Annotated in this window: 27 protein-coding genes, 1 tRNA gene and 1 pseudogene; 8 read left to right on the top strand and 21 right to left on the bottom strand. The window is 67.1% G+C overall.

Going from position 1 to position 24,639, the window contains the following annotated elements; all coding sequences use genetic code 11:
• Window positions 1-379: 379 nt before the first annotated feature.
• A complete protein-coding gene (locus AB0E63_RS06335) occupies window positions 380-877 on the bottom strand; it encodes a MarR family transcriptional regulator (RefSeq protein ID WP_360362270.1) in 498 nt (165 codons plus the stop codon).
• A gap of 97 nt (window positions 878-974) precedes the next feature.
• On the opposite strand from AB0E63_RS06335, the gene AB0E63_RS06340 reads away from it, so the two are divergent.
• Together AB0E63_RS06340 and AB0E63_RS06345 are read left to right on the top strand one after the other, a co-directional pair.
• Complete coding sequence (locus tag AB0E63_RS06340; protein ID WP_360362273.1) at window positions 975-1,760, top strand: methyltransferase domain-containing protein; 786 nt, start codon at window positions 975-977, stop codon at window positions 1,758-1,760.
• Window positions 1,761-1,762: 2 nt separating this feature from the next.
• Window positions 1,763-2,110: a VOC family protein gene (locus AB0E63_RS06345; RefSeq protein ID WP_360362276.1), complete on the top strand. Its 348-nt coding sequence runs from the start codon at window positions 1,763-1,765 to the stop codon at window positions 2,108-2,110.
• A gap of 40 nt (window positions 2,111-2,150) precedes the next feature.
• Here AB0E63_RS06345 and AB0E63_RS06350 read toward each other — a convergent pair whose 3' ends face one another.
• From AB0E63_RS06350 to AB0E63_RS06375, 6 genes are all read right to left on the bottom strand, one after another.
• The gene (locus AB0E63_RS06350) at window positions 2,151-4,613 is read right to left on the bottom strand and encodes an FtsX-like permease family protein (protein ID WP_360362279.1); all 2,463 of its coding nucleotides are present in this window, start codon (window positions 4,611-4,613) and stop codon (window positions 2,151-2,153) included.
• A 1-nt stretch (window position 4,614) separates the two neighbouring features.
• Window positions 4,615-5,394, bottom strand: a complete 780-nt coding sequence (locus AB0E63_RS06355; RefSeq protein WP_360362282.1) for an ABC transporter ATP-binding protein — start codon at window positions 5,392-5,394, stop codon at window positions 4,615-4,617.
• 98 nt (window positions 5,395-5,492) lie between these two features.
• Window positions 5,493-6,164, bottom strand: a complete 672-nt coding sequence (locus tag AB0E63_RS06360) for a response regulator transcription factor (RefSeq protein WP_360362284.1) — start codon at window positions 6,162-6,164, stop codon at window positions 5,493-5,495.
• Window positions 6,161-7,345 carry a sensor histidine kinase gene (locus AB0E63_RS06365; RefSeq protein ID WP_360362287.1) on the bottom strand — a complete coding sequence of 395 codons (1,185 nt, stop codon included), beginning with the start codon at window positions 7,343-7,345 and terminating at the stop codon, window positions 6,161-6,163. Before AB0E63_RS06365 ends, AB0E63_RS06360 begins: the two co-directional genes overlap by 4 nt.
• A 74-nt stretch (window positions 7,346-7,419) precedes the next feature.
• Window positions 7,420-8,022, bottom strand: a complete 603-nt coding sequence (locus AB0E63_RS06370) for a TetR/AcrR family transcriptional regulator (protein ID WP_360362290.1) — start codon at window positions 8,020-8,022, stop codon at window positions 7,420-7,422.
• A 96-nt stretch (window positions 8,023-8,118) separates the two neighbouring features.
• Window positions 8,119-9,120 (bottom strand): acyl-CoA desaturase, encoded by a 1,002-nt coding sequence (locus AB0E63_RS06375; RefSeq protein ID WP_360362292.1) that lies wholly within the window; start codon window positions 9,118-9,120, stop codon window positions 8,119-8,121.
• Between the two features lie 121 nt (window positions 9,121-9,241).
• Here AB0E63_RS06375 and AB0E63_RS06380 point away from each other — a divergent pair.
• Window positions 9,242-9,313, top strand: a tRNA-Gln gene (locus AB0E63_RS06380).
• Between the two features lie 17 nt (window positions 9,314-9,330).
• Here AB0E63_RS06380 and AB0E63_RS06385 read toward each other — a convergent pair.
• On the bottom strand, window positions 9,331-10,167 hold the full coding sequence (locus AB0E63_RS06385) for a site-specific integrase (protein ID WP_360362295.1): 837 nt from the start codon (window positions 10,165-10,167) through the stop codon (window positions 9,331-9,333).
• Between AB0E63_RS06385 and AB0E63_RS06390 the strand changes: the two are divergent.
• Window positions 10,081-10,434 (top strand): annotated as a pseudogene (locus AB0E63_RS06390) (HAD family phosphatase); the annotation flags it as partial. The gene AB0E63_RS06385 and the pseudogene AB0E63_RS06390 sit on opposite strands and share 87 nt — an antisense overlap.
• On the opposite strand, the gene AB0E63_RS06395 reads toward AB0E63_RS06390, so the two are convergent.
• A complete protein-coding gene (locus AB0E63_RS06395; protein ID WP_360362297.1) occupies window positions 10,431-10,754 on the bottom strand; it encodes a hypothetical protein in 324 nt (107 codons plus the stop codon). The pseudogene AB0E63_RS06390 and the gene AB0E63_RS06395 overlap by 4 nt on opposite strands.
• Window positions 10,755-10,985: 231 nt before the next feature.
• On the opposite strand from AB0E63_RS06395, the gene AB0E63_RS06400 reads away from it, so the two are divergent.
• Window positions 10,986-11,222, top strand: coding sequence for a hypothetical protein (locus AB0E63_RS06400; protein WP_360362300.1), 237 nt, complete (start codon window positions 10,986-10,988; stop codon window positions 11,220-11,222).
• Between the two features lie 1,286 nt (window positions 11,223-12,508).
• Here AB0E63_RS06400 and AB0E63_RS06405 read toward each other — a convergent pair.
• The 8 genes from AB0E63_RS06405 to AB0E63_RS06440 all read right to left on the bottom strand — a co-directional run bounded on the left by AB0E63_RS06405 (window position 12,509) and on the right by AB0E63_RS06440 (window position 19,337).
• On the bottom strand, window positions 12,509-12,682 hold the full coding sequence (locus AB0E63_RS06405) for a hypothetical protein (RefSeq protein ID WP_360362302.1): 174 nt from the start codon (window positions 12,680-12,682) through the stop codon (window positions 12,509-12,511).
• Between the two features lie 720 nt (window positions 12,683-13,402).
• Window positions 13,403-13,990, bottom strand: a complete 588-nt coding sequence (locus tag AB0E63_RS06410) for a GNAT family N-acetyltransferase (protein ID WP_360362305.1) — start codon at window positions 13,988-13,990, stop codon at window positions 13,403-13,405.
• Window positions 13,991-14,148: 158 nt separating this feature from the next.
• Window positions 14,149-14,553, bottom strand: coding sequence for an NUDIX domain-containing protein (locus AB0E63_RS06415; RefSeq protein WP_360362307.1), 405 nt, complete (start codon window positions 14,551-14,553; stop codon window positions 14,149-14,151).
• Window positions 14,554-14,635: 82 nt separating this feature from the next.
• Complete coding sequence (locus AB0E63_RS06420; RefSeq protein ID WP_360362869.1) at window positions 14,636-16,111, bottom strand: alpha/beta hydrolase; 1,476 nt, start codon at window positions 16,109-16,111, stop codon at window positions 14,636-14,638.
• Window positions 16,112-16,201: 90 nt separating this feature from the next.
• The gene (locus AB0E63_RS06425) at window positions 16,202-16,747 is read right to left on the bottom strand and encodes a hypothetical protein (RefSeq protein ID WP_360362310.1); all 546 of its coding nucleotides are present in this window, start codon (window positions 16,745-16,747) and stop codon (window positions 16,202-16,204) included.
• Window positions 16,748-17,210: 463 nt separating this feature from the next.
• Window positions 17,211-17,429: a hypothetical protein gene (locus AB0E63_RS06430; RefSeq protein WP_360362313.1), complete on the bottom strand. Its 219-nt coding sequence runs from the start codon at window positions 17,427-17,429 to the stop codon at window positions 17,211-17,213.
• 248 nt (window positions 17,430-17,677) lie between these two features.
• Complete coding sequence (locus AB0E63_RS06435) at window positions 17,678-18,253, bottom strand: DinB family protein (RefSeq protein WP_360362315.1); 576 nt, start codon at window positions 18,251-18,253, stop codon at window positions 17,678-17,680.
• The gene (locus AB0E63_RS06440) at window positions 18,234-19,337 is read right to left on the bottom strand and encodes an alpha/beta fold hydrolase (protein WP_360362318.1); all 1,104 of its coding nucleotides are present in this window, start codon (window positions 19,335-19,337) and stop codon (window positions 18,234-18,236) included. Before AB0E63_RS06440 ends, AB0E63_RS06435 begins: the two co-directional genes overlap by 20 nt.
• A gap of 14 nt (window positions 19,338-19,351) precedes the next feature.
• On the opposite strand from AB0E63_RS06440, the gene AB0E63_RS06445 reads away from it, so the two are divergent.
• Entirely contained in the window at window positions 19,352-19,894 is a 543-nt protein-coding gene (locus AB0E63_RS06445; RefSeq protein ID WP_360362320.1) for a hypothetical protein, read from the top strand.
• Here AB0E63_RS06445 and AB0E63_RS06450 read toward each other — a convergent pair.
• Entirely contained in the window at window positions 19,884-20,216 is a 333-nt protein-coding gene (locus AB0E63_RS06450; RefSeq protein ID WP_360362323.1) for a VOC family protein, read from the bottom strand. The two genes, AB0E63_RS06445 and AB0E63_RS06450, sit on opposite strands and share 11 nt — an antisense overlap.
• A 17-nt stretch (window positions 20,217-20,233) precedes the next feature.
• On the bottom strand, window positions 20,234-20,599 hold the full coding sequence (locus AB0E63_RS06455) for a hypothetical protein (protein WP_360362326.1): 366 nt from the start codon (window positions 20,597-20,599) through the stop codon (window positions 20,234-20,236).
• Window positions 20,600-20,787: 188 nt separating this feature from the next.
• Here AB0E63_RS06455 and glmU point away from each other — a divergent pair, with 188 nt between their 5' ends.
• Both glmU and AB0E63_RS06465 read left to right on the top strand, forming a co-directional pair.
• Window positions 20,788-22,254: a bifunctional UDP-N-acetylglucosamine diphosphorylase/glucosamine-1-phosphate N-acetyltransferase GlmU gene (gene glmU, locus AB0E63_RS06460; RefSeq protein WP_360362329.1), complete on the top strand. Its 1,467-nt coding sequence runs from the start codon at window positions 20,788-20,790 to the stop codon at window positions 22,252-22,254.
• A 13-nt stretch (window positions 22,255-22,267) separates the two neighbouring features.
• On the top strand, window positions 22,268-23,248 hold the full coding sequence (locus AB0E63_RS06465) for a ribose-phosphate diphosphokinase (RefSeq protein ID WP_360362332.1): 981 nt from the start codon (window positions 22,268-22,270) through the stop codon (window positions 23,246-23,248).
• A gap of 45 nt (window positions 23,249-23,293) precedes the next feature.
• Here AB0E63_RS06465 and AB0E63_RS06470 read toward each other — a convergent pair whose 3' ends face one another.
• On the bottom strand, window positions 23,294-23,773 hold the full coding sequence (locus AB0E63_RS06470; RefSeq protein WP_360362335.1) for a hypothetical protein: 480 nt from the start codon (window positions 23,771-23,773) through the stop codon (window positions 23,294-23,296).
• Between the two features lie 114 nt (window positions 23,774-23,887).
• Window positions 23,888-24,568, bottom strand: a complete 681-nt coding sequence (locus tag AB0E63_RS06475; protein ID WP_360362338.1) for a hypothetical protein — start codon at window positions 24,566-24,568, stop codon at window positions 23,888-23,890.
• Between the last annotated feature and the right edge of the window lie 71 nt (window positions 24,569-24,639).

Raw genomic sequence — 24,639 nt, forward strand, 5'->3', positions numbered from 1 at the left:
CCAGAAACAGACAACTGAGTCGCGGTGTGCCCTCCGATCCCCTGTGCTTCGGAGGGCGCACCGCGACTCCGGGTGAGCGGGCCCCGTGCCGGCCGGCGTTGTTCGGGCCCCGAGCCCCGGACACCGCGCGGCCACTTTCGGCGGACCACCTCTTGCCGCCGAAGTCACCATCTCTTGTACGTTTGGTAGCCGATCAACCACCGACAGTGAGGACCCTAGTAGGGCTCTTCACTCAGTGTCGATAGTCGTGAGCTACAGCAGCCTCTCGATCTCGTTGCAACTAGCAACGATCGAAACAGGCCGGAAGTGACGGGCGGTCTTTTCGGATTATTCCGGCACAATTCCAGCGATCGTTTGTCTGATTCGCTGGGCCGAATGATCAGTGTTTTTCCAGGTCGAACGGGCGGACCAGTTCGCGCAGCACCCGGGCGATCTTCGCCTGGTCGCGCTCGCTGATCGTGCCGAGCAGTTTGCGCTCGTGCGCGAGCAGATCGGCCATCGCGGCGTCGACGGCATCGCGGCCGGTGGTGGTCAGTTGCACGAGCACGCCGCGGCGGTCGGCCGGATCCGGCAGGCGCTCGACCAGACCGCGCGCGGTCAGCCGGTCGACCCGGTTCGTCATCGTGCCGGAGGTGACGAGGGTTTCCTTCAGCAGTTTGCCGGGGGAGAGTTGGTACGGCGCGCCGGCCCGGCGCAGCGCCGCGAGTACGTCGAACTCCCAGGACTCCAGGCCGTGCGTCTCGAATGCCTGGCTGCGAGCGCGATCCAGGTGCCGCGCCAGCCGGCTGACCCGCGACAGCACCTCCATCGGCGCCACGTCGAGGTCCGGGCGCTCCCGGCGCCAGGCCTCGAGCAGCCGGTCGACCTCGTCTTCCATGGTTCGAGACTACGTCATCAAGACTCTTGACATCAAGACAAGTCGGAGGACTAGAGTATCTCGATGTCAAGATAAATGCGTCAGAGAGGTGCTCACCATGCGCACGTCACCAGTGTGGAGTCCGGAGCAGTACGGTACGTACGCCGACGAGCGCGGCCGCCCGTACGCCGATCTGGTCGGCCGGGTCCGGGCCGCGGACGTCCGTACGGTCGTCGACCTCGGCTGTGGTCCCGGTGGGCTGACCGTGACACTGCGGGAGGTGTGGCCGGAGGCAACCATCGTCGGCGTCGACAACTCGCCGCAGATGCTCGAGGCGGCGCAGCGGTTCGCGGACGAACGGCTGAGCTTCGAGCTCGGCGACGTTCGGGAATGGGCGGTCGAGCCTGGCTCGGTGGATGTGATCGTCACCAACGCGACCCTGCAGTGGGTCCCCGAGCAACTGGATCTGCTGCCCGGCTTCGTCCGCGCGCTGCGTCCGGGCGGCTGGCTGGCGATCCAGATCCCCGGCAACGGCAACGCCCCGTCGCACGCGATCCTGCGCGAGCTCGCCAACACCGATCCCTATGCGGAGTTCGCGAAGGACTCGTCGCTTCGGCCCGACGTCCCGGGCCCGGCCGAGTACGTCGATGCGCTCAGCGCCGAGGGGTGCGTGGTCGACGCGTGGGAGACGACGTACTTCCATCTGCTGTCCGGCGACAACGCCGTACTGGAATGGGTGAAGGGGACCGGGGCTCGGCCGGTGCTGCAGACGTTGCCGGACGAGCTGCGGGTTCGGTTCGAGGCGGAGTACGGCGCTCGGCTGGCCGAGGCGTACCCGCAACGGGACTACGGGACGCTGCTGCCGTTCCGCCGGATCTTCGCCGTCGCGCATAAGAAGGGGTGACGATGCGACTCGATCATGTGCAGGTGTCGTGTCCCCCGGGCGGGGAGGATGTGGCGCGAGCGTTCTACCGGGATGCGCTCGGGATGACCGAGGTGGAGAAGCCGGAGCTGCTCAAGGCCCGCGGTGGGTGCTGGTTCAAGCAAGACGCCGCCGAGATTCACATCGGCGTCGAGGTGGACTTCCAGCCGGCGAAGAAGGCTCACCCCGCGCTGGCCGTGGACGACCTGGACGGGCTGGCGGCCAAGCTCGAAGGGCTTGGCTTCCCGGTCACGTGGGACAACGAGACGATCCCGGGCCGCCGGCGGTTTCACACCGCCGACGGCCACGGGAATCGAGTGGAAATCCTCTGAGCGGCTCGCCCGGCCCCCTCAAGCCGGGCGAGCCGTCGGCCTACTCGGTCGCCAGGGCGCCGGCGGGGGCGACCTTGGCGGCTCGCCGCGCGGGCAGCACCGAGGCGAGCAGGCCGGCGACGGCAGCGACGGCCGCGATCACGACGAGCAGCGTGCCGGGTACGGCGTACTCGACGCCGCCGTCGACCGTCTGGCCGCCCATCAGCGCGCTCGTCCCGGTCCAGCCGTAGATCAGGCCGAGCGCGATCCCGAGACCGGCCGCGACCAGTGCCATCAGCAACGATTCGACCGCGAGCATGCCGCGCAGCTGACGCCGGGTCAGCCCCATCGCCCGCAGGAGCGCGTTCTCCCGGGTGCGTTCCAGGACCGACAGGCTGAGCGTGTTGCCGACACCGACAAGCGCGATCAGCACCGAGACCCCGAGCAGGCCGACACCGACGATCAGCAGGACATCGAAGATCTTCGTGTAGCTGGTCCGCTCGGCCAGTCCACCGGTGACCCCCAGCTCCTTGATCGAGGGGATCGACTGTTGCACGGAGTCGATCACCTGCGAGCCATCCGCCTTCGGGTCCGACGCCAGCCAGAACCCGGTCACCGCGGCGCTCGGCGAGAGCTTCGCGAGATCGGTGGACGTGACGGTGATCGGGTCGAGTCCGGTCGCCAGCCGGGCCGTCACGGACAGCTTGTGACCGCCGGACACGATCGTCAGCGGAGCGCCCTCCTCCAGGTTCAGCATGCGGAGGGTCTGGTAGTCGAGCAGCGCCGTACCGGGCTTGAGCTGGGCCGCGGTCGCTGGGTTGTGAATGACGGAACCCGCCGCGGCCTGGTCGATGCCGGTCACCGGCAGCTCCTGGCCGTTGGTCTTCACGGTCACCTGGCGAACCGGGACGACCTGCGTGATGCCCTTGATGTCCCGCAGTTGCTGCTCGGCACCGGACGGCATCTTCTCGTTGTACGCGTTGACCATCAGGTCGACCGGATACTGCCCGTCCATCGACACGTCGAACGTCTTGCGCACCGACGCGATCCCGACGCAGGTCAGGCTGATCAGCGTCACGCCGATCAACAGGGCCGACGTGGTGGCCGCCGTACGCTTCGGGTTGCGGATCGCGTTGGCGACCGCGATCCGGGCCGGTACGCCGCCACCGCGAGCCGGCAGCGCGCCGATCAAGCGGATGAGCGCGGGCACGAGCAGCGACCCGATCGCCAGGATGCCGAGGAACGACACCGCACCACCGGCGACACCGACCAGAACCTGGTGGCCCGAGGCGCCGGCCGCCAGCAGCAGCCCGCCGCCGGCGAGCAACAGGATGCCGAGGATCAACCGCAGTACGCCGGCCTTCGAAGCGGCCGCCGGAGCGGCTTCGGGACGAAGGGCGGCCAGTGGCGCGACCTTGGTCGCCCGGCGAGCCGGTACGACGGCCGCCATGATCGTCGCCACCGTCCCGAGCAGGAGCGGCACGAACACCGACAAGAGGTCGAGGTGCAGCGCGACCGGCGGGATACCCCAGTCGAACTCGCGGGACAGCGCCAGCGCCAGTGCGGACAGCGCGACGCCGAAGACGACCCCGATCGCGGACGCGATCACGCCGACCACCGTCGCCTCCGCGAGTACGGAGGAGAACACCTGGCGGCGGGACGCGCCTACGCACCGCAGCAACGCCATCTCGCGAGTGCGCTGGGCGATCACGATCGTGAAGGTGTTGCCGATCACCAGGCAGGCGACGAACAGCGCGATCACGGCGAACATGCCGAACACCCCGCCGAGGACGTCGATGCCGTTCGTGTAGCCCTCCACCTCGTGCTGGATCCAGGCGTCACCGGTGTAGACCTTCAGGTCCCTCGAGACGGCACTCTGGACGGCGGCCGCCATCGCCTGCTGGTCGACGCCGGGCTTGGCCGCGACCGCGAGCGCCCGGACGAACGCGTCCGGTTCGAGGACCTTCACCGCGGCCGGGGTGGCCACGGCGGACGCCGTACCGACGGACTTGGCGTCGTCCAGCAGGCCGGTGATGGTGACGTCCCACGACTTGTTGTTGTACGAGCTGATCCGCAGCGTCTGACCGACCGAGAGCTTGTGCTTGGCGGCGAGCTTGGCCGGGATGGCGATCTCGTTCGTTGCGGTGGGCAACCGTCCGGACGACGTACCCGGTCCGGCGATGTGGGTGGTGTCGTAGAGCGAGTCGATCTGCAAACTGGTCGGGCGGACCAGGCCTGGGAACGACACCTCCATGAACGCCGTGGTCATCGTCACCGCGGACGCGGCCTGCGGAAGCTTGCTGACGCTGGCGATGTCGGACGGCGTGATCTCGCCTTTCTCGGGGTACGCGAGCGCGTCGACGCCGCGGTACCGGGCGCCGATCGTCTCGTCGATACCGTGCGACGCGGACGCGTGCGCGGTCATCGCCAGGGTGCCGAAACCGACACCGAGGATGATCGCCAGGCAGGCGGCGATCAGGCGGCCCAGGTGGGCGCGCAGCGAGGAGAGGATGGAGCGTCGCACCTCAGGCCCCCAGCTGCCGCAGTGCGTCGAGCACGGTCTCCGGGGTGGGCTCGCGCAGTTCGCCGGCCAGCTTGCCGTCGGCGAGCATCACGACGCGGTCGGCGTACGACGCCGCCAGCGGATCGTGGGTCACCATGACCACCGTCTGGCCGAACTCGCGGACCGACCGGCGCAGGAACCCGAGCACCTCGGCCCCGGACCGGGAGTCAAGGTTGCCGGTCGGCTCGTCGGCGAACACGACCTCGGGCCGGCCGACGAGTGCACGCGCGACGGCGACCCGCTGCTGCTGACCGCCGGACAGCTCCGACGGGCGGTGCGTGAGCCGGTCCTGCAGCCCGAGTACGTCGATCAGCGCGCTCAGCCACTGCTGGTCGGGTTTGCGGTTGCCGAGCTCGAGCGGCAGCAGGATGTTGTCCTTCGCGGACAGCATCGGCAGCAGGTTGAACGCCTGGAACACGAACCCGACCCGGTCCCGCCGGATCTTGGTCAGCTCGGCGTCCGGCAGCCGGGTCAGCAGGGTCTCGCCGAGCAGCACCTGACCGCCGGTCGGGGTGTCCAGCCCGGCCAGGCAGTGCATCAGCGTCGACTTGCCCGAACCGGACGGCCCCATGATCGCGGTGAACTGGCCGACCCCGAAGTCGACCGACACCCCGTCGAGCGCGGCGACCGCGGTGTCGCCCTGTCCGTACACCTTGCGCAGGTCGTGCGCCCGGATCGCGGTTCGCGGCGTACCGTCCTGCGGCAGCCGCCCTGCCGCCAGCTCACCGGTCTGCAAGCTCATGTCACTCCTTGGTTCAACGTGATGTTGTCCAAGAAGTTAGTGATCCGCCCGCCTGGTTTCGTCGGACCAGAGTGGGGACTGCGGGTCCTACCTGGGTATTACTTGGTCGGCCTGACCAGCCCGGTCTCGTACCCCAGGACGACGAGCGCGACCCGGTCGCGCAGACCCGTCTTGGCCAGGATCCGGCCGATGTGGGTCTTGACCGTTGCCTCTGACAACGTGAACAGCCTGGCGATCTCGGTGTTCGACAGGCCGCGGGCCACCTCGACCAGGACCTCGCGTTCCCGGGCGGTCAGATCGGCCAGGTCGGGGCGCTCGGTCTCGGCGTCGGGCAGTGCGCCGGCGAAGTGCTCCAGCAGACGCTTCGTCGTACTCGGGGACACCACCGCGTCTCCGGAGTACACCTGCCGGATCGCGGACAGTAGGTCGGCCGGCGGCGTGTTCTTGAGCAGGAAGCCGGCCGCACCGGCCTTGATCGCGGCGAACGCGTACTCGTCCAGGTCGAACGTGGTGAGCACGATCACCTTCGGTGCCTGCGGCAACGACTGCAGCCGTCGGGTGGCCTCCACGCCGTCCAGGCGGGGCATCCGGACGTCCATCAGTACGACGTCGCAGGCCGTCACCTGGATCTTCTCGATCGCCTCGCCACCGTCGCCGGCCTGGCCGACCACCCGCATGTCGGCCTGGGAGTCCACCAGCATCGTGAATCCGGCCCTGACCAGCTCCTGGTCGTCCACCAGGAAGACCCTGATCACGTCGGTCTCTCTCACTGCTGTCCTCCAGTCGGAAGGTTGTACGGGAGCTTGGCGATCACCTCGTAACCGCCGCCCGCCTTCGGTCCGGCGCTCACCGTACCGCCGGAGATCGAGGCGCGTTGCCGCATCCCGACCAGTCCGTGACCCGGGTCCGAGCTCGGCGCGACCCCACCACCCCGGCCGTCATCGGTGACCACCACGGTCAGCATCTCGCGGCCGAAGTCCAGGTTCACGCACGTGCGCGCTCCCGGCCCGGCGTGTTTCAGTGTGTTGGTCAGACCCTCCTGCACGATCCGGTACGCCGTCAGTCCGAGCAGCGCCGGCAGATCCCGGGGCTCGCCGGTGACCTCGTAGTCGACGGTCAGCCCGGCGTCGCGGACGTTGTCGATCAGCTCCGGCAAGCTTGAGACACCGGGTTGCGGGCGCGGCTGGTTCGGGTCGAGCTCGGGTTGCTCGTCCTGTTTGAGCAGGCCGAGCATCTTGCGCATCTCGGTCAGGCTCGCGCGGCCGGTGTCGCCAATGGTGGCCAGGGCCTTCTTCGCCTGCTCCGGCGACTGGTCCGCGGCGTACAGGCCGCCGTCGGCCTGGACGATCATGATCGACAGGCCGTGCGCGACCACGTCGTGGATCTCGCGGGCGATCCTGGTCCGCTCGTTACTCACGGCCAGCTTGGCCTCACGGTCGCGATCACGTTCCAGCTGGTCCGCGCGTTCCTCGAGCTGAGCGACGTACAGGCCGCGGGTACGGCGGCGCTCACCGAGGGCCCAGACCCCGAAGACGAGGGCGCCGAGGGCGACCATCATCGTGATCTGCTGTTTCCAGTCGCCGCCGTTGTAGTAGCGCGCGGTCGCCATCAGGACGCCCAGGCCGCCGATGCCGAGGGCGATCCGGCTGAGCGGCACGGCGCCGTACACGGAGATGGCGTAGAGGGCGACCAGCAGGCCGACGTTGCCGGCCATCAGGTCGACGCCGGCCAGCCATTGCAGAACGGCCAGTGCCGAGACGCCGAAGAAGACCAGTTCGGGGTGGGTGCGGCGCCAGATCAGCGGGACCAGCATGCCGAACGCGAGGATGCCGCCGAACCCGTTCTGGGCCACCGACAGGAAGCCGAAGATCATGGTCAGCCCGCCCGCGAGCAGCAGGTCGAACGCCTTGCTGCGGGCAGGCACGGGCCGCGCGGTCAGGATCCCCGTCATGCGGGCCAGAGTACGGGGATCGCCCAGGTCAGAGGTCATTCCACGGTCGGATGTCGACGTACGACCAGAGGTTGTTACTTGTGCGGTCTGGTGGACAGCGTCGGCTTGGCCTCGAGGCCGGACAGGCCGTTCCAGGCGAGGTTGACCAGGTGCGCGGCGACGTCCTGCTTCTTGGGCTTGCGGGCGTCCAGCCACCACTGGCCGGTGAGCGCGACCATGCCGACCAGCATCTGGGCGTACATCGGCGCGTTCTTCGGATCCAGGCTGCGGCGCTTGAACTCCTCGGCCAGGATGTGCTCGACCCGGGTGCCGACGTCGCTCAGAATCGAGATGAACGAGCCCGTCGACGACCCGACCGGCGAGTCGCGGACCAGGATCCGGAAGCCGTCGGAGTTGTTCTCGATGTAGTCCAGCAGCGCGAGCGCCGCCTGCTCGACCAACTCGTGCGCCCGGCCGGCCGTCAGCGCCCCGGTGACACCGTCGAGCAGGGCACGGACCTCGCGGTCCACGACAACGGCGTACAGGCCTTCCTTGCCGCCGAAGTGTTCGTAGACGACCGGCTTGGAGACCTCGGCGCGGTGCGCGATCTCCTCGACGGAGGTCGCCTCGTACCCCTTCTGGGCGAACAGGCCACGGGCGATGGTGATGAGTTGCTCGCGACGCTCGGCACTGGTCATCCGCACTCGGCCGGACCGCCGCGGTTTGGGTTCCGTCACGTCGAGATCACGTCAGCATCATGCCGTACTTCGGTGTTGCGAGCGGATGTTTTACGGTCAGGCCGCTTTCAATGTGCGGGTGGCGGCGTCGGCCCGGCGGGCCTCCAGGCGCTCCCTGACCGGCCAACGGACGTCGCTGACCCAGTTCAACTTCTCGAAGAACCAGATGCAGCGGGCGGACGTGTCGAGCTGTCCCTTGAGTACGCCGTGCCGTGCGCAGGTCGGGTCCGAGTGGTGCAGGTTGTGCCACGACTCACCTTGGCTCAGGATCGCCAGCCACCACACGTTGCCGGACTTGTCCCGGCTCTTGAACGGCCGGTCGCCGATGGTGTGGCAGATCGAGTTGATCGACCAGGTGACGTGGTGCAACAGCGCGATCCGGACCAGGCTGGCCCAGAAGAACGCGGTCAGCGCGCCCCCGATCGACCAGGACCAGAGCCCGCCGATGACCGCCGGGAGGAGCAGGCTGACAACAACCAGGAGCGGGAACATCCGGGACACCCTGACGATGTCCTTGTCCCTCAGCAGGTCCGGCGCGTACTGCCGCTGCGGGGTCTGCTCGGTGTCGAACAGCCAGCCGACGTGCGCGTGCAGAAACCCCTTGGTCAGCGCGCTGAGGCTGGTGCCGTATTTCCACGGGCTGTGCGGGTCGCCGTCACGGTCGGAGAACTTGTGATGCTTACGGTGATCGGCCACCCACCGGATCACCGGGCCCTCGATCGCCAGTGAGCCGGCGATCGCGAGCGCGTACTTCATCGGCCGGTTCGGCTTGAAGGACTTGTGCGTGAACAGCCGGTGGAACCCGATCGAGATGCCGTGTCCGGCGATCGTGTAGAAGACCACCGCGAGTACGACATCGCGCCAGCCGAGGAATCCGCCCCAGGCGATCGGTACGGCCGCGAGCACGGCGAGGAACGGGATGCCGATGAACAACGCCAGCGCGACCTGCTCCCACGGGCGCTTCTGCTCACCCCCGAGCGTTCCGGTGTCGACGTCGAAGTCGTCGGCCTGCTGGGCGCTGGTGGGCGCCTCCGGTGCGGCTACGGCGGGTGGAGTCATCAGGTTTTCCCTCGGGTGGCGGACTGCTTACCTACGCTACCGTAACCTACGGAGGCGTAGGTAAGGAACCCCTCAGCGTGTCGACGACCCCACTCATGGCAAACTGTCCCGGCAACCACGATCCCCCGTGGGGTAATCGGCAGCCCGCGAGACTTTGAATCTCGAAGACCAGGATCGAAACCTGGCGGGGGAGCAACAAGAACCCCCAGGTCAGAGCGTTTCTGACCTAGGGGTTCTGTCATGTACGGACGGTTTGCTAACGCTTTTGCTAACAGGGTCATACTCGGTGGCTTCACTGTCACTCTCCGAAGCGCCCGTCTGATCGTCGCCGTCGACGGCAGCAGCGAAGGTGTTAGCAGCCTGATCCGCGTGCTGGCGGCTGACGTGGGCGTAGACCCGGAGAGTGATCGCGGGGTCGGCGTGGCCGAGGCGTTCCGCAACGACGTGGACCGGCACTCCGGCGATCAGGAGCAGGGTGGCATGGACGTGGCGCAGATCGTGTAGCCGAGCAGGCGGCAGCGGCTGGGCTGGACGGGGCAGCTCTTGCCGTGGGGTCCGTCGTGTACCGGGAATCGCCGGTTCGTTGTATTGCCGAATTAGTACGGCGATCAGGTTCGTGACCGTGTCCGGAGGTACTGGCCGTCCAAGACCGGTCGTGAACACGTAGTCGTCGCCCAGCCAGGCGTCACCCGCGATCTTCTGTTCGGCCTCCTGGCGGGTTTGGTGCTCGCGGAGGACCGTCAGGGTTCGTTTGTCGAGGGAGACGGTGCGCTCGCGACCGCTCTTGGGTGTGCCTTCGAGTCGCTTGCCCGCGACCATGCCCGCCGTGCCTTGAATGCGGATCGTTCCCTTCTCGAAGTCCACGTTTGACCACCGCAGGAACAGCAGTTCGCCTCGACGGGCACCGGAGTACGCCGACAGCCGGAAGAAGGCGAACAGGCGGCCTGCCAGGACGCCGGACGGCAGCTCGCGATCGTCAGCAACAACACCGCCGCATCGGTTCGTGCTTACCTCGCCCGTGTCGGACTGGCCAGGTACGTGCAACACGTCGAGGCCCGCGACCCATCAGACCCAGCCCTGATGAAGCCGCACCCGTACTTGATCGAACGAGCAGCACAGGCACTCGTCACGACTCCGGTCCGCTGCACCCTTATCGGTGACCAGACGACCGACGTCCAAGCTGCCAAGTCCATCGGAGCGGGCAGCGTCGGATACGCCAACAAGCCCGGCAAGGCCGACAGTCTGACCGCAGCCGGTGCCGATGCCGTCGTCGCCCACATCTCCGAACTCACCCAGGCAATCCGCGCCAGCTAGTCGCCGGTGAAGTCAAGCCGTCGATGGTGGGGACGTCCTCGCGCAGGCTCAAGTAGTGCAACGAGCGGAAGCAGGGCGGCCACCGCATCACGAACTTGCGCCTGCTCGGTCTGGCGTGAAAGCAGCCCAAGTTCGGATGCCATCATGACCGCCTGAAGCGAGTTGAAGCGGGTGTCGTCGTACCGGTCGATGCCTGACAACATCGGAAACTTCGTCGGCTCCGTGGCGGCCACATCGCACAGCCCCAGAATGTCGACAGAAGCGTCCAAGTGAGCGATTACCTCGCCCGTGTACTCGCGAACGCGAACGGCGATTCCCATGACTACATCCTGCCCTGTGCGGAGACCAGCACCCGGGGACCCTAGGGTCCTGGTCCGCCGAGATCTGCCAGTCTGTGCCGGTCGACTGTCGTATGCCAGTTGATGCTTGTCGTTCGGTGCCACCTGATGGTTGACACCCTCGTCTAGGAGACCGAGGGTACGGCGCTCGTCCGCTCATGGCCGATGATCGGATGTTCGGTTATCCGTCTCCGGCACTACTACCGTTAACCCATGACAATGACGCCACCGGGGCTTCCCGCAATCGCGGGTGCCCTTTGGGATCTGCGGGATCACGCCTACGACCATCCCGAGCAGTGGACTGGAGTCAGCTCAGAGGACGTGTTCCAAGTCATGGCCCAGATTGTTGAACGCGCGATCGACGCTGAAGTCGACATGGATTGGATCAAGTTCCCGGGTGTGGTCACATCCTCGCTCCTTCGAGGCGACTCCACCGATACCCAGGTGTGACCGACCCGCCCGATCATGCTGCGACTCGTGCATCCACTGTCACAGATCACCTGGCGGACGCCGGCCAACGCACGCACATGCCGCTGTCCGCGCGGTCATGCCGAATTGAGGACGAGTCGTCCGGACCTGATTGGTTGCGGAAGATTCGCAGTCGCCGACGTAGGCGCCCTTACCGGGAGGATGTGCCGTCGGAAGATCCGCTCTTCCGGTGTTTCTGCTCGGCATCAGCCAGGCTCCGCTGCAGCTCGTAGTGGCGCAGTTGGGCGGGCCAGATCCCAGCGATAGTTAGCACTCCGACACAAAGAGAGATCACCAAGCACCACCATGGCGACAGCCAAAGTCCCAAGAGGAGGGCGACCAGGCCGAAGAAAAGTGTCGTCATGACGAATACCCAGTAGGCAAACGCCCAGCTCAAATGTCTACTTGGCCAGGTCCGCCAGGTCGGAGGCTTGATGAGCAGAACCGGAAGCGACGAGGCAATCGACATCACTGCCCAGGTGGCGGCCCAGCCGAGGCCGTAGCGGACGTAGAACATCGCGGGAAACAGCAGTCCGAAAACCAGGCATGAGGCCCAGATCGGCAACCTCCGCCGCGCCTGGACACGGGGGGCTTCGGCTTGGACCCGCCGCCCCGGTTCACCGCGCGATTATGGCATGTCGGCAGGCTGACGCACATACCCATGTGGCGTCTGCCGCCAGAGTGACGGCGAGACTACGGCGAAGGTGCGCGTGCTCAGGACCTGGCCCCGGCGCACGTGCTCGAAGCCGCAGGGACACGTCCGCATCTGCCGCGGTCCGTGCCTTTCAGCTGTCGCAGATCAGCTGGCGGACGAGTGTCGCGCATCAGTCGACGGAGGACAGAGATCTGCCAGTCGCTCTGCCGAATTGGGCTCTTATGGATCAAGGCGCGCCTTCGGCGCGCGGCGCGGCGTGCGCATGCGGCCTCCGGCCGTTCACCGCCGCGCCCGCTGTCGGTGTCTTTCAGTAGAGCCAAGAGCAATGCCTCCGGCGGGGGCCTCACGACTCCGGGATGACGGGTCCGAATCGGCCGGCCATCTCGTGGAGGGCGGGGTGCGTCTTCCCGTCTGCCGCTCAGCCCAGTCAGGACCTATCAGCAGCCGCCAGAGGGGCCAAGATCGTTCGTCCGGTGGGGCGCTCCATCTTGGCCCCTCTGGCGTCTCCTGATCGCGCTACGCGTGGGCTGAACGGCAGACGGGAAGACACCAGGTCGAACTATGTGCGGGCAGCGCACGTCTGCGAACCGGGCACGTGTGCGTCTCGCCCCTATCAGGTCTTGAGGTTCGACCTGGTGAATACGACCATGACCAGTCCGATTGGCCCCAGGACGCCGTACATCGGGTGGTAGATGCCCTTCGCCTTCGCCAGGTACTCCGCAGCGTCGGACCACCTGATGATGCAGAACACGAGCGATGCGAGAACTGCCAAACCAGTCAGCCGCATAGGCCAACCCTGCATAGCTCCGGCGAGAAGACCGAGCACAACCACGACCACCGTCATCGCAGATGCCACAGCGAACGCCCTCCAGAACTTCCGCATGATCGCTGCGCGCGGAGGGAAGATGTGCGACTCGGACGACATGTCCGCATCATAGACGCCGTGGCTCCAGGTCGGCTTTGCTAACGGATTTGCTAACAAACGGTGTGGATCGGGGTGGACGATCAGGCACGAGCTGGGCCGGATCTACGCTCACGCCCGGTACGAGTGAATGCCCCGTGGACCGGTGCGGACGGGTCTGCGGCAACTTTGAATCTCGAAGACCAGGATCGAAACCTGGCGGGGGAGCTAGAACTACCGGGTCTATCCCGCGCGGAGCTACGCGCGCTCCTGCCGTCGCGTGCTACGCACACGACCGCTCGGACCGCAAGCCGAGTAGCACCATCTGGTCTGTCTGTGATCCGCCAGACCAGATGCGCGACACGTGTCCGCCAACTGATGCGCCTATCAGCGGATGATTGCGCTGGGACGAGACGGCGACCTCGCAACCTCCCGCCGCGAACTCGTCGAGCTCTGAAGGGGCCGATGGGCGTCTGGATCGGTCGCGAGAGTCCGCCATAAGGTCTCGACGATTGCGCGTACGCGCAATCGTCGAGAAGGCGAGCGACTCGTGGAGACGGCGCGGTGCCGGGTAGCCGTGGTCTCCGCGTGGAGCGCTGGACCGGATCAGTCGCGCGTACTCGGGGCAACCTTGCGCACCATCACGCAGTTGCCCAGGCCCTTGGGCCGGTCGTAGGTGAAGCCCTCGCGCTCGTACATCGTGCGGGTGCCGTTGTAGAGGAACGACGAGTTCTTCTTCCGGACCCCGCCGGTGTCGTGCGGGTAGCCCTCGACCAGGCCGCCGCCGGCCTGCCCGATCAGCTCGACGGCTCCGCGCAGGGCGATCGCCGCCAGGCCCTGACCGCGAAGGCCGCGCTCGACCAGGATGCAGGTGACCCGGTAGTCGGGCAGTCGCTCGGCAGTGGCCACGTACTCCTTGCGGTGCTGGATGTTGGGCAGCTCCTCGGGTGATCCGTACTCCGCCCAGGCGACGGCCCGGTCGCCGTCGTAGACCAGCGCCGCGTGCGCGATCCCGTCGGCCACCAGACGTTGCTTGAGCGCCCGGTTCCCCTCGGCGGTCTGGCCCTTCTCCGCGCAGTCGGGATGGAAATGCGTGCACCAGCAGCTGGCGAACATGCCCTTGTTCCGCTCGACGAGAGCGGCGAAGTCGTCGAAAGTCTCCGGCGTGAGCGCCTTGATCGTGAAGTCGGACATGCCAGCAACGTACCCCCGATTCCGGACGTTCGGCGTCCGGTAGCTCACGCTGCCAGGGCGGCGTACGCGCCGTCGCGGGCGAGGAGCTCGGCCGGGTGAAACGCACTCATCTGCCGGATTCCACGCGCTCATGCCCTTGAGCGGACGGTTCGTAGCGGCTAGTCGGTTGCGACTTGGATGGCGCTCAGGATGCTTGACAGACTGGCCGGGTCGGCCATCTTCAGGTTTGCGAGGTCGCTGGGCCGGAACCAGCGAAGGTCGTCGTGCTCCTCGGGTGCGGCGTTGACAGGTTCGCCTTCCCAGCGTGTGACGAGGAACGCGTGCTTGTCGAGGGTGGGGTCGCTGATCGTCATCGGGATGGGTACGGGGTGGTGGATGTGGACGCCGAGTTCTTCGAGGCATTCCCGACTGACGGCTTGGTGAGGTAACTCGCCCGACTCGACGTGTCCGCCGACGAGGTCCCAGCAGTCGGGATACCACCGACGCGCTGGGTGGCGATGCACCAGGAGCACGAGACCGTCGCGCACAAGTGCAGCGACTGAGATCGGAATCGGGGCGACCATGGCGACACACTAGGCGCGAACGCACTCTCCTGCCGCCGAGAGGGAGGCGCGGTCATGCCGGTGTGCGGCTGCAGATTTGGTGTCAGGGGTGAGTCAGCGGTGCGCCGGTGCGTACCGAGATGACGACGTCGTGGATTGCGCGGGTGACCGCTGCTGCGTGATCCGGGTCCTCTACCAAGGAAGCGTGGGTTGCCCCTGGCACGACGCGATGGAGGCTGTTGGTGGACAGAGTGACTGTCTCGTTCTGGTCAGCCATCCATCCCTCGGAGTTTCCGCGTTCGGCGGTCAGGACGACCAGTGGCTTCGCATCGAGGGTGCGGAGTGTTCCCGCCTCGGCCGTGGACCGATTCGCGACGCCGTACTCATCGAGCGTCCCGCTCAGTCCCTTCCCGGTGGCGGCGGTGGCGCGGGCATCGTCGCGGTACTCCGGCGGTAGATCGGCGTACGACATGCTGGCCAGAAGCCGGCCGATGCCCAGCCGAGAGGTTGTCGCGAACAACGAAGACACGTGCTTCAAGACGCTGTAAGAACCCGTCTCCGGCGGAGGCGTGGGTTCGTCTTTGGCGGCGGTGGAGTCAATGAGGACGAGACCGGCGACCTCCCCGGGATACCTTGAGGCATACGTCCTCACGTACAACCCGCCAAAGGAATGTCCGGCCAGGACATACGGACCCGGAACCTGTGCACGGTCCAGGAGCGTGTGGAGATCTGTGGCGATCTGCGCACCATCGGGTGGACTTGCAGCCGGATCACTCCAGCCGCGGCCCGCCCGGTCGTAGACGCATACTCGGCTGTCACTGGCCAGAGCCGGAGCGATCAGCCCCATCGACGCCGCCGATCCGCCCGCGCCGGGCTCGAGGATCACAGTCGGACCGCGTGAGCCATAGCATTCCAGGTGGAGTCGGTACGGTCCCACGTCGACGAGTTGCCCGCGCATGGCAACCGCCGGTGCGGTGGACTGACTGATCCTTTCGTACCCCCCGCCCACGGCGAGAAGCGCCAGGATGACCAACACCGGGCACAGCAGCCACGCCCTGGTGCGGCTATGCAGCTCACGCCTAGCGCGGACCCACACCCAGACCACCAAGACCAACACAGCGGGCGGCCAAACCCACCCCAGCGCGTCCACCACAGATTCCGGGGCCATGAGCACCAACGCACCAGACACGGCCATAAAGATCGCGGGCACTACGGCCCAGCGCTGAGGTTGGTCGGTGAACCGCACGGACAGCCCCGCCAAGAGCGCCCACCCGAACGCAAACCCGAACAGCACCATCGCGGTGGAGAAGTTGATATCCACGGTGTCGACTGGCAGGAACGCGAGGATGACCGCCGCTGCGAACCCAGCGGCCAGCGATCCGGCCACGACTATGCCGATCTGCGTACGCGCTGACTCTGGTGCAGGAGCAGCAACCTGCTCGGCGCGCGTCGTCCCAGTCGAACTTCGGTGGGTGATGACAACCACCTCCCCCTTGTCGAGGGCCCCCGCCCTCGTCTTCCAGCATGCGCTCAACGGCGCAGGCGACGGAATAGTCCGACCAGGCCCACGCAATGCCATACGGCACGCGACCGCTGTCCCCGGCCTGGTCCGCCGCTCCAGGCTGCTGCGGGCCGTGCCGATGATGGGCACTGCATTGGGTTGATAGCTCTAGTTGTCCTCAGCCATGGAGGTTCGGCGAGCAGTTCCGCGGTGCAGAGCTAGATGGCCGCCGAGGAAGCCCGCACCCGCCACGACCAGGTTCCCGGCTACGGCAAGCTTTGTGCCGAGGCGGTGCTCGCCGCGCAGACGGGCGACGAGCGAGCCGGCGAAAAGGAACGTTGCAGCGTCCATGCCGAGCCCGTGGACCGCGCCGATCCTGCGTTCAGTGCCTGACAGTTCCGCCCAGTCAGCGGCACCTGCGAGAGCCGTCGGCACGGACGCCAGCAGCCCGAACCCGGCGAGGAGCGTCGCCCCGCGACGCGACTCGGACCCACCGGTGAGGTCGAGAAGAGACGTACCGAGCCAGCAGCCGGCGGTCACGTCGGTCAGCGACGGATGCAACGAATGACCGAGTACGTCGGTGTGCAGCGGGCTGCGCCGTACCCGTTCGATCAGCGGTCCGTAAGCCAGCTCCTGTGCGCGGGCAAGCCGCTCGGAGAGCGGGCTTTCGCCGACCGCGCGAACTGCGCGTTGCGGCAAGGATCTCGACGCCACGCGATCAAGATACGCTGACGGCCATCACCCCTGGAAGCGCCGGCTGACGCTTTGCCGACTACGCCGGTGACAGAAGCGCGGATCTCCGCGATTCCGTGCTTCGCCCACGACTCTAGGCTCCCTTGTCGACAGTACGAGGCATCACGGGCAGAGTGTGCGTCGATGGGGAGTAGGTCGGCTAGGGTTCCACACGTGCTGTGGGACATTTCGTCATTCGGCGTGAAGGGCTGCGGCGCGGCAATCTGTCCTAGGTAGATCGCCAGAGACTCGAGACGGTGGTCGGGTGCGACTCGGATGCGCGCTACGCCCGCGAATCGAGGGAGTTCGGACGCTGCCCGCTCTCTTCGGCGAGTTCCCGTAGCAGTCGCCGCGACACCACAGCACCACGAGCGACGCCGTCAACATCAGCGCCGGTCCGACGGATCCCGATTACCGCCGCTGTCTATCCAAGCTTCTGCGGCGCTCAGGTCAGTGGTGCGGGCCAGGTGTTGGCGGGTAGGAGGTCGCGGAGGCTGGACGTTTGGTGTCTGCCTAGGACTACCTCGGTGTCGAGGTTCGCCGGGTCGATCTGGCGGATGAACTCTCGGCAGCGGCCGCAGGGTGGGACGACGTGGAGGGCGCCCTCCTCGCCTCCGCAGACGGCCACGATCTTGGCGATCTTGTACTCGCGGGCAGTCACCATGCCGCGATGGCCGCATGCTCGGCACAGAATCCCGTACCGCTCGCGGTGTCGATGCAGACACCGACGTACACGTTGCCGGCGTCAGTTATGAGGGCCGACGCCACGTCGCCGAAGACTCGGTCAGCGACATGGTGAGGATGCAGCACGGCTACGGCCGCATCGATGAGGCTGTCGTTATCTCAAGCGATCATGCACGGAACCTAACAACCCGGTCCGGCCGGAGGCGATGGGATTCTCGCCCGGTCGGCTCACTGTGCGCGGAAGTGGTTGGCGGCCTCTTGAACGGCGGTTCTTCTGTTGTGCCAGAAGGTCGCGTCTGCATCGACGGTTGCCTCGTTGCCGCCGATTCGGCCGTCGATCAGTTCGCGGATGATGTCGGCGTGGCCGGCGTGCTGTTGTGTCTCGGCGACCATCCTGATCAACAGGACGCCCAACGTTGTCTCCTGGTGGCCTTCGGCCCAATGCGCTACGTGGCCTGGGCTGTCTAGGTCGAGCTCGGCGACAGTGAGGTCGGAATGAGTGCCGGCCTGCCGGTAGACGTCGGTGATGTAGTCGCTCGATTCGTCGGGTGTGGCCCACATGTCGATCTCGGAGTACGGGTCGTCTCGGAACCAAGACGGGCGCACGATGGGTGGGCGGCCGAACGACTGACCGAGATAGCCGTACTCCAGGCCGGCCAGATGCTTGACCAAGCCGAGCAGGTTCGTGCCTGTTGGAGTCGCTGGACGGCGGCGGTCGTACTCCGGCAAGCCGTCCAGCTTGGCGAGCATTGCCGCCCGGCTGCCCTGCAGAACTCTCAACAGCTCAGCCTTGAGATCGACCATCACCGGCACCTCCCGACCGGAACCTACCGAACGGAAGGTGCCAACAGACCGCGTGGACGAGCAGCCGCGGCCGTGACGGGATCACGCTCAGGCCGGGGTGAGCAGACGCGGCTGGAGTCATTCCTGACTTTTTGCACGACCTTGGTGAGCTACGCGCGACGTCGTGCGGACCCGGTGCACAAGGTCGCTTGAGTGGCGGTGCAGGCGACGCGGACGGCGTACAGCACTCGCCGAGATCGACGACGAGGCATGCGGTTAGGTGAGGAATTGGCGGATGCGGTCGGACCAGAGCGTGGGCTTTTCGAACTGGCACATGTGGGCGGTGTTGGGGATTACGGCTAGTTGGGTGGTGGGGACGGCGGCGTGGAGGCGGTGGGCTAGTTGGAGGGGAAAGCCCATGTCTTTTTCGCCGTGGAGGATGAGGATGGGGTTGGGGAAGTTGCGGAGGATCTGTTCGGGGTCGCCGGGGCACCAGGGGTGCATGAGGCCTTGGATCGCGCGTTCCTCGGACCAGTCGCCCAGGTCTGGGCCGATGGCTTGGAGGAGTTCGAGATAGGCGGGCGCGAGGTCCAGGTTCCAGACGAAGATCGTGGAGTTGCGGAGGGCGCCGTTCGCGGCGTTCGTACTCCTGCCAGCCGGCTAGGTATTGGGCGCTTTCGGTGCTGCTGTAGGCGGTGGTCGATGCCAGCACCAGGCGGCGGACCTGCTGCGGGTGCTTGTCCACGAAGTGCATCGCGGCGCGGCCGCCGGTGGAGAAGCCGAGGAGGTCCACCTGTCCGAGGCCAAGCTTGTCGATCAGGCGGTGGGTGTCTTGTACGACGTACTCCGGTTGGAGCTCGTCGTCCGGGAGCCCGCGCGTGCTCCGGCCGCAGCCGCGGAAGTCGAAGAGGACGATGTGGTGGTCGCGGGCCAGGGGCTCGAAGCCGGGGAGCAGGTAGCCGTGGCCGACGTCCGGGCCGCCGTGCATCACTACCAGGGAGGGCTTGCCGGTGCGTTGACCGAGCTCATGGACGTACAGGGTGACGTCGCCGACGTCCACGAAACTCTCCATGCGGGCAGCATTCCAGAGCTCACCGACAGTCATGAGAGGGTCGCGAGGTGACCACGACGCCGCCCATCGAGAACGTTCGGGTCCTTCATCGCACGGGGCAGTGGTGTCCCGGCCGCCGGATCGGAGAGGTTGTCGCGTACGACGTACGGATCCTGCCCGAGTATCAGGTGGCTGGACGGCCGACCGTCGATCGCAGCTATCTGTTGCTTGACCAGGGCATCCAGTTGACCAGGCCGGTTGTGTTCGTAGGCCCGGTGGAGGGCTGGTGGTACGTCGACCTGGTCGACGTCGAACGCACCGAGGCTGGACTTGTCGTCCATGACCTCTACGCCGACTTTCTCGTACCGCCCGGTGCTGGTCGCTATCACGTACTGGATCTCGACGACCTTGCTGATGCTCTGAGCAGTGGCGAGATCACAGGTGCCCAGTGCGCCACGGTCCTCAGGAACACCCAACGCTTTGTCGAGCGGCACCTGCGCGGCACCGAGCAAGGCTCGGTCGGTCCTCCGCAGCAGTTCCCGCCGGCGAGCATCGCACCGCTCGAGTCGCTGCCTTCTTTCTTCGAGGGCAGCACCCCAGTCATTCGATGACGCAGAAGACGGTGCCGTCGGGGGCCGCTAGTACGACGAAGTCCGCGTCTGGTGGGTAGGTCCAGTCTTCGACGCGGGTGGCGCCCAGACCGATCAGGCGGTCTACCTCGGAGTCGAGGGTCGAGGTGGTGCGGTCGACCCAGAGGTCGAGGTGCGTACGGTCGGTCTCGTCGAGGTGGAGGCGAGTGGCGGGGCCGCGGCGAGGGATGAGGAAGTCGGGATTGTCCGGGGAGGCGTCGTACCCCAGGGCCTGCTTCCAGAACTCGGCGGCAGGTCCGAGGTCGTTGGTGTTCAGCACGATCGCTCCGAGAGTCAGGCCCATCGCTGTGCTCCTATCCGTCAGTGGGGGATGACGACTATTTGGTGGGGGTCTTCGTAGAGGATTTGGCCGGGGTTGGGGGAGGTGTGGCGGGTGCAGGGGATGGCGTGGGCGGCGAGGATGGTGAGGTAGCCGGGGATTCGGTCGAAGAGGTGGGTGGCGGTGGGTTTGAACCAGGCGGCCGCCAGGAGGTTGTCGGCGTAGACGGTGGGGTCGACGTGCGACGGGTTGGTGTACGTGGCGTCGTACCAGGCGTTGTTCTCGCGGCGGAAGGCTTCTTCCTCAGGAGTCAGGAGGCCGCGGTGCCCGAGCTGGTTGACCAGGCCGAAGATTCCGATGTGGCGGCCGCGGTGGTCGGGGGTGGGGCTCTGGTAACGGATGTACACCTCAGATGAGTACCACGGCGGCGGATCCAACACGGAGAGTGACCGAAGACGCAACGTGAGACCGATCACGGCCGTGGGATCTGGTCAAGGGCGTTCTGATGAGCAAGTAGGCTTGCGCGGGCACTGGTTCGAGTGCCCATGCTGATACTTGTTCGAGAAACTCGCAGGGAACTCGAGGAGAAGACCGCGTGACTTCCCATCGCCCCGCGGCGGTCGTCATCATGGCCGCCGGGCTCGGAACCCGGATGAAATCGGCGACCCCGAAGGTGTTGCACGAGATCGGCGGGCGCAGCCTCGTCGGGCACGCCGTGGTCACCGCCCGGGCACTCGCCCCCGAACACCTCGTCGTCGTGGTCGGCAACGGCCGCGAGCTGGTCGAGGCCCACCTCGCCAGCGTCGATCCGGAGGTGAAGACCGCCGTCCAGGAGCAGCAGCTCGGCACCGGTGACGCGGTCCGGGCCGGGCTGACCGCCGTACCGGTGGACTTCGACGGCTCGGTGATCGTGACGTCCGGAGACGTACCGCTGCTCGAGGCGGAGACGCTGCACGAGCTGATCGCCGAGCACGACAAGCATGGCAACGCGGTCACGGTCCTGACCGCCCGCGTGCCGGACCCGACCGGGTACGGGCGGATCATCGCGGGCGAGGACGGCACGGTCGCCGGGATCGTCGAGCACAAGGACGCGACGCCCGAGCAGCGGGAGATCGACGAGATCAACGCCGGGATCTACGTGTTCGACGCGGCCACGCTGCGCGACGGGCTGAGCCGGCTGACCACCGACAACGCGCAGGGCGAGCTGTACCTGACCGACGTACTGGCGATCGCCCGGAACGACGGCAAGCGAGTCGGCGCGCACGTCACCGAGGACGCGATGCAGACCGAGGGCGTCAACGACCGCGTCCAGCTGGCCACGCTCCGCGCCGAGCTGAACCGCCGTACGCTCGACAAACTGATGCGCGACGGCGTCACGATCGTCGACCCGAACACCACCTGGGTCGACCAGACCGTCCAGCTCGCCCGCGATGTCACCCTGCTGCCGAACACCCAGCTCCACGGCGAAACCACTGTGGAGACCGGCGCCACGATCGGTCCGGACACCACCCTCACGGACGTACAGATCGGCGAGGGCGCGACGATCATCCGCACGCACGGATCCAGCTCGGAAATCGGCCCCGGAGCGTCTGTCGGCCCGTTCGCCTACCTCCGCCCCGGCACCAAGCTGGGCGTGAAGGGCAAGATCGGCACCTTCGTCGAGACCAAGAACTCCACCATCGGCGACGGCGCCAAGGTGCCGCACCTGACGTACGCCGGGGACGCGACGATCGGCGACGGTGCGAACATCGGCGCCGGCACGATCTTCGCGAACTACGACGGGGTCGCGAAGCACCCGACCCACATCGGCAAGCACTCGTTCATCGGCAGCAACTCGGTCATCGTCGCGCCGCGGACGGTCGCCGACGGCGCGTACCTGGCCGCCGGGACCGCGCTGACCGAGGACGTCGGCCCGGGCGAGATCGCGGTGGCCCGGGGCCGGCAGCGCAACATCAAGGGCTGGGTCGCGCGCAAGCGGGCCGGGACCAAGACCGCCAAGGCGGCCGAAGAAGCTCTCGCGGCGGAACAGCCCGCGCAGGGCGACACTGGCGAGACGGCGTAACGGGAGACTGGCCATGAGCGGGATGAAGCGAACCACCGAGAAGAACCTGATGGTGTTCTCCGGCCGGGCTCACCCCGGTCTGGCCGAGGAGGTGGCCGAGCAGCTCGGCGCCGGCCTGGTCCCGACCTCGGCGTACGACTTCGCCAACGGCGAGATCTACGTCCGGTTCGAGGAGTCGGTCCGGGGCAGCGACGCCTTCGTGATCCAGAGCCACACCTCGCCGATCAACGAGTGGATCATGGAGCAGCTGATCATGGTCGACGCGCTGAAGCGGGCGTCGGCCAAGCGGATCACCGTCGTCCTGCCGTTCTACGGGTACGCGCGGCAGGACAAGAAGCACCGTGGTCGCGAGCCGATCTCGGCCCGGCTGATGGCGGACCTGTTCAAGACCGCCGGCGCGAACCGGCTGATCTGTGTCGACCTGCACACGTCGCAGATCCAGGGCTTCTTCGACGGCCCGGTGGACCACCTGATGGCGATGCCGATCCTGAGCGAGTACGTCCGGAACAAGTACGGCGACCAGCAGCTGGCCGTGGTCTCCCCGGACGCCGGCCGGATCAAGGTGGCCGAGCAGTGGTCGGCCCGGCTGAACAACGCGCCGCTGGCCTTCATCCACAAGACCCGCGACATCGAGCGGCCGAACGAGACCATGGCGAACCGGGTCGTCGGTGAGGTCAAGGGCCGGGTCTGCATCCTGGTCGACGACATGATCGACACCGCCGGGACCATCACGAAGGCGGCCGACGCGCTGTACGCCGAAGGCGCCGCCGGCGTGGTGATCGCCGCGACCCACGCGATCCTGTCCGGTCCCGCGGTGGACCGGCTGAAGAACTGCCAGGCCAGCGAGGTGATCGTCACGAACACGCTGCCGATCGCCGAGGACCGCCGGTTCGACAAGCTCACCGAGCTGTCGATCGCGCCGCTGATCAGCCGGGCCATCCGCGAGGTCTTCGAGGACGGCTCGGTGACCAGCCTGTTCGAGGGCCGCGCCTAGACAGCAGGGCGTACGACGTCACGCCGTACGCCCTGACGTGGTCGGTCAGGCGTTGATCCGCCGTCCCGTCAGCTTCCCGGTGACCGTCTCCACCACCTCGGTCGCGCTGCCTGGAGCGAACACGGTGACCCGGTAGGTCGCCGAGATCATGCCGTGCGACAGCGCCCCCCTCAGCTGCACCCGGACCGTCGGCCCAACCGAGTCCGGGCCCTGCTCGCCCGGGAAGCCGCTCCAGAAGGTCGCCCGGAACGACTTGCCCTTACTCGACCAGGTACCGGTGAACGGTGGTCCGGCAGGGCTGATGTCGTGCGACACGAACACGCCGCCGCCGGCGAAGCTCAACACGAGCCGGATCTTGTCGGTCGTACCGTCGTCCTGACGCACGCACATCCAGCTGCCGAGCAGCCCGTTGTCGTTGCCCGCCACCGCAGGCGTGGCCGTCGCCAGCCCAGCGATCGCCACACCACCCGCGGCGATTCCTGCACCCCTCAACGCCTGGCGGCGTCCCACTGCGTTCTCGCCCATTGGATTCCCCTCCCCAGAGATCCGCTGTTCCTTCCAAGCTGCACCCGGCACCATGCGGTGACAACGGCTCGGCCCACCTGACGACGAGGGGTAGCGCGTTGCCTCCTCGCCGTACTAATCGACGGCGGTACGCCGCCACGCGTAGTACGCGATCGCGATACCGCCCGTTGCCATCGGCACCTGGACGGTCAGCCCGATCCACCCGTTGCCCGGGACCACGAAGCTGATCACGATGAAGAGCACGAGCAGCGGGACCCAGCGGGGTACGGCGTGCGACCGCCACAACCCGACCACCTGGACGACCGTGCCGATGGCAACCAGCAGCGCGCCGGCGAGCATCGGGCCGAAGAGGTGCAGCAGGTCGTCGTTGGCGCTGGCAATCACCGGCGTACCGGCCGTGGCGTCGACTCCGGTGGCGAAGTAGTACGCCGCCGCCAGCCCGCCGACGCCGACCGCTTGGAACGCGATGCCGATCCACATCATCAAGCCGCCCGCGGTGGCCCAGGCGGCGCCGCGCTTGCGGACGAGGTAGGTGGTGAGGAACGCCTGGGCCGGCACACCCAGCAGCGCGCCCGCGGCCAGGAGCACCAGCAGCCCCCACCAGCGGTCCCGCAGCGGCTGGATGTCGGCGTACGAGTAGGTCTCGCCGCCGCCGGACGGTTCGGGCCAGAGCACGCCGCCCGGCATCGCGATGAGGTTGCTGATAGTGAGAACCAGGCCGACTGCGCCGATGCGCCGGCGGGTGACCGGATCGGCGGACGGAGCGACGGCTGGCCGGACAGTTTCGGTGGACATGCTGACCCCCTGCGAGAGAAATCGGACAGGTTCAGCGAATGCCCGATCCCCGGGCCGGCACATCGGAGCCG

Source organism: Kribbella sp. NPDC026596, from assembly GCF_040638415.1.
Lineage (GTDB): Bacteria > Actinomycetota > Actinomycetes > Propionibacteriales > Kribbellaceae > Kribbella.